We start from the raw sequence: 3,092 nt of genomic DNA, 5'->3' as shown, positions 1-3,092 counted from the left end.
CGCTTGCGGACGAGGCGCTTGCGGCGCTGGACGGGACCGACGCGCCTTCACCCGCGCCCGCCGCGCGGCTCACCCTCGTCGCGCTCGCCGCGCGGGGGCGGCTGGCGGACCACGCCTGACGAAACGAAAACCGCCGCGCCCTCCATAGGGAAGGCGCGGCGGCGATTCTTGCCTGCTTTGAATCGGAAGCGGCTCAGCCGACCTCGACCCAGCGGCCGCGCGGGCCGCGGCAGGTCTGGCCGCGCTCGGTGATCACGCGTCCGTCGTCGAGATAGATGCGGCGGGTGTAGGAGCGGCAGCGCTCGTAATCGGCGCGGGAGTAGCGCGGGCCGACGACGACCTCGCCGCGGTAGCGGTCGCTGCGCCACTCGTAGGGACGGCCCTCGTAGCCGCTTTCCAGCGCTTCGTACTCGGCGTCGTAAGCGCGGCGGCGGGCGTCGTCGTCGATGGCGGCGCCGATGCGGTTGCCCACCAGACCGCCGAGGCCTGCGCCGATGACGGTGGCCGCGACCCGGCCCGAGCCGCCGCCGATGGTGGAGCCGATCAGGCCGCCGCCCACCGCGCCGGCGACGGTGCCGAGGCCCTCGCCCTCACGGCCGGGACCGCAGGCCACGAGGCCCAGCGAAAGCACGCCCACGGCCGCAAGGGCCGCCGCTTTGGAAATCAACATGAAACCTCCCGTTGGCGCCGTCGCCGCCCCCCGGACGATTCGGCTCGGACAACACAGAAATGCGGGAATCGGGCGAAAGCGGGGACGCGATCGTCGCGGGCGGGAGAAGTGGCGCGGTTCAGAGCGCCGGCAAGGTCACCTCGCAGCGCAGGCCGCCGAGCGCGGAACGCTCCAGCTGGAACCGCCCGCCGTAGAGCCGCGTCAGATCGCCCACGATGGCGAGACCGAGGCCGGAGCCCGGCTTGGTCTCGTCCAGCCGCTTGCCGCGGGCGAGCGCGGCCTTGCGCTGCTCCTCGCTGAGGCCAGGTCCGTCGTCGTCCACCACGATCCGGAGCAGCCGCGCCCCGCCGAGGATCGGCGCCGGCGCGGGCTCCACCGCCACCGTCACCCGGCCCGTCGCCCATTTGCAGGCGTTGTCGACCAGATTGCCGACGATCTCGTCCAGATCCTGCCGCTCGCCCCGGAAGCGCAGCGCCTCGTCCGCAACGCTCGCTTCCACGGTCAGGTCGCGGTCGCGGTGAATCTTCTGCATGGTGCGGGCGAGCGCCTCCACCACCGGCTTCACGGGCGTCGCCTCGCCCGCGAAGGCGACGCCCGCGGAGAGCCGCGCGCGCTCCAGATGATGGTCGATCTGGCGGCGCATCAGCTGCGCCTGCTCGCGCACCTTGTCCGCGAAGGCGCCGTCGCCGGCGTCCGCCTCGTTGGCGATCACCGACAGCGGGGTCTTCAGCCCGTGGGCGAGGTTGCCCACATGGGTGCGGGCGCGCTCCACGATCTCCCGGTTGGAATCGAGCAGCGCGTTCAGCTCCACCGCGAGCGGCGCGATCTCTTCGGGGAACGAGCCCTCCAGCCGCGAGCGGCCGCCGGCGCGCACCTCCGCCAGCTGCGCCCGCAGATGCGCCAGAGGCCGCAGGCCGAAGCGCACCTGAAAGCCGGTGGTGGCCACCAGACCGAGGCCCAGCAGCAGGAAGCTCACCAGCAGCGCGGCGTTGAACCGCTTGATGTCGTCGTCGATCTCGTTCGCCTGGCCCCCGATCGAGATCAGGTAGCGGCCGTCCTGACCGAGATCGATGATGCGCTCCACCACCCGCAGCCGCTGGTTTTCGGGTCCGAGCGCATAGCCCTCGCGGGTGCCGACCAGCGTCTCCTCGACGCCGAGATCGGCGAGGCGCGGAAGCTGCTCCTCGAACAGGGATTTGGAGGTGGTGGCCTCGGGCGGATCGCGGTCGAGCCGCGTCACCTGCCAGTACCAGCCGGACAGCGGCAGCTCGAAGCGGGGCTCGCCGAAGGAGCCCGGATCGTCCTTGTCGAAGCCGCCATCGGCGAGCGCCCCGACCAGCGTCTTGAGATAGACGTGGAGCCGCTGGTCGAAGCCGCGCTCCACCGAGCGGGTGTAGTAGGAGGACAGCGTCACGCCGCCGATCAGCAGCGTGGCGAGGGTCCACAGCGCCGCGGAGCCGAACAGGCGCGCGGCGATGGAGGCCGCGCGGCGGGGCGCGTCCGGCGTCTCGCCTGCGGCGCTCATGCGCCGTCCGGCGCCATCAGCACGTAGCCGAGCCCCCGCACGGTCTGGATGACGTCGGAGCCAAGCTTCTTGCGCAGCCGCCCGACGAACACCTCGATGGTGTTGGAATCGCGGTCGAAGTCCTGATCGTAGAGGTGCTCGACCAGCTCGGTGCGCGACACGACCCGGCCCTGATGGTGCATCAGATAGGCCAGCAGCCGGTACTCGTGCGAGGTCAGCTTGATGGGATGGCCGTCGAGCGTGACGCGGCCCGCGCGGGTGTCGAGCCGCACCGGGCCGCACAGCAGCTCGCTGGAGGCGTGGCCGGTGGCCCGGCGCAGCAGCGCCCGCAGGCGCGCCAGCACCTCCTCCATGTGGAACGGCTTCGGCACGTAGTCGTCGGCGCCGGCGTCGAAGCCCTGCACCTTATCGGACCAGCGGTCGCGGGCGGTGAGGATCAGCACCGGCATCACCCGCCCGTCGCGCCGCCACTGCTCCAGCACGGAGATGCCGTCCTTCTTCGGCAGGCCGATGTCGAGCACCACCGCGTCGTAGGGCTCGGTGTCGCCGAGATGGTGGCCCTCCTCGCCGTCGAAGGCGCGGTCCACGGCGTAGCCAGCGTCCTCGAGCGCGGTTGCGATCTGTCGGTTCAGGTCGGGATCGTCCTCGACGACCAGAAGACGCATGGGAACTCCTGCGACGGGCTCACTTCACGGCGAGCAGCTTGCCGGTGCCGGCGTCGACGCGCGCGCGCGCCACGCGCCCGTCGTCGCTCAGCAGCGTGAGATTGTATGTGAGAAGGCCGCTCACGCGGCAGAGTTTATAGTCGATCACCTCGCCGTCCCAGGCCGCGCGGGCGGCCCGCGCGGCGGCGGCGAGCGGCACGGCGCGCTTGGAGCGGATGGCGTCCCGGGCCTC

The 3,092-nt window shown here is 72.0% G+C and carries 4 protein-coding genes; all 4 read right to left on the bottom strand.

Going from position 1 to position 3,092, the window contains the following annotated elements; genetic code table 11:
* Positions 1-193 precede the first annotated feature (193 nt).
* Positions 194-670, bottom strand: a complete 477-nt coding sequence (locus ACFQ4O_RS16445; RefSeq protein ID WP_378777273.1) for a glycine zipper 2TM domain-containing protein — start codon at positions 668-670, stop codon at positions 194-196.
* Between the two features lie 118 nt (positions 671-788).
* Positions 789-2,195 (bottom strand): ATP-binding protein, encoded by a 1,407-nt coding sequence (locus tag ACFQ4O_RS16440; protein ID WP_378777271.1) that lies wholly within the window; start codon positions 2,193-2,195, stop codon positions 789-791.
* Positions 2,192-2,860, bottom strand: coding sequence for a response regulator transcription factor (locus ACFQ4O_RS16435; RefSeq protein ID WP_271203912.1), 669 nt, complete (start codon positions 2,858-2,860; stop codon positions 2,192-2,194). The genes ACFQ4O_RS16440 and ACFQ4O_RS16435 overlap by 4 nt, the downstream gene beginning before the upstream one ends.
* A gap of 19 nt (positions 2,861-2,879) precedes the next feature.
* Positions 2,880-3,092: PepSY domain-containing protein (locus ACFQ4O_RS16430; RefSeq protein ID WP_378777270.1), on the bottom strand; the 213-nt coding region annotated here is incomplete at its 5' end.

The sequence above is a fragment of the Methylopila musalis genome, assembly GCF_042679725.1.
Classification (GTDB): Bacteria; Pseudomonadota; Alphaproteobacteria; order Rhizobiales; family Methylopilaceae; genus Methylopila; species Methylopila musalis.
This window is presented reverse-complemented; position numbering and strand designations above follow the sequence as displayed.

Bases quoted from the DNA above. Each gene is read 5' to 3' on its own strand.
- ACFQ4O_RS16445 (WP_378777273.1), bottom strand. From the start codon at position 670: ATGTTGATTTCCAAAGCGGCGGCCCTTGCGGCCGTGGGCGTGCTTTCG.
- ACFQ4O_RS16440 (WP_378777271.1), bottom strand. From the start codon at position 2,195: ATGAGCGCCGCAGGCGAGACGCCGGACGCGCCCCGCCGCGCGGCCTCC.
- ACFQ4O_RS16435 (WP_271203912.1), bottom strand. From the start codon at position 2,860: ATGCGTCTTCTGGTCGTCGAGGACGATCCCGACCTGAACCGACAGATC.